This is a genomic window from Arthrobacter sp. 05L421 (genome assembly GCF_056397785.1).
In genome coordinates this window covers 1-788 of sequence record NZ_JBFTOC010000061.1, presented here as the reverse complement: position 1 = coordinate 788, position 788 = coordinate 1, and the positions used below count along the sequence as shown (strand labels likewise).

Sequence of the window (788 nt, the reverse complement as noted above, 5' to 3'; positions counted from 1 at the left end):
TACAACAAGGTCTACGCCGCGTACAAGGCCGCCACCGAGTTCAAGGGCAAGCCCACCGTCATCCTGGCCCACACGGTCAAGGGCTACGGGCTGGGCACGCACTTCGAGGGCCGCAACGCGACCCACCAGATGAAGAAACTCACCCTCGCGGACCTCAAGGCCTTCCGCGACCACCTGCGCATCCCGATCACGGACGACCAGCTCGAAGCGGACCTCTACCGCCCGCCGTACTACCACCCCGGCATGGACTCCCCGGAAATCCAGTACCTGATGGGCCGCCGCAAGGAACTCGGCGGATTCGTCCCCGAACGCCGGGCGGACCATGTGCCCGTGGAGCTTCCCGATCCCGCAACCTATGAGGTTGCCAGGAGAGGATCCGGGAAGCAGCAGGCCGCCACCACCATGGCGTTCGTGCGCCTGCTCAAGGACCTGCTCCGGGATAAGAAGTTCGGACACCGCATCGTCCCGATCGTGCCGGATGAATCCCGCACGTTCGGCATGGACGCGTTCTTCCCCTCGGCGAAGATCTACAACCCGGACGGCCAAGGCTACCTGTCCGTGGACAGGGATTTGGTCCTTGCCTACAAGGAATCGGCCCAGGGCCAGCTGATCCACCCGGGCATCAACGAGGCCGGGGCAGTGGCAGCCTTCACCGCCGCCGGAACGTCCTACGCCACCCACGGCGAACCGCTCATCCCGGTCTACGTCTTCTACTCGATGTTCGGGTTCCAGCGCACCGGCGATTCCTTCTGGGCAGCAGCCGACCAGATGACCCGCGGGTTCATCAT

At 64.7% G+C, this 788-nt stretch carries 1 pseudogene; it reads left to right on the top strand.

Features of this window, described 5'->3' with window-relative positions:
- Positions 1-788 (top strand): annotated as a pseudogene (locus AC1DKQ_RS22405) (pyruvate dehydrogenase (acetyl-transferring), homodimeric type); the annotation flags it as partial.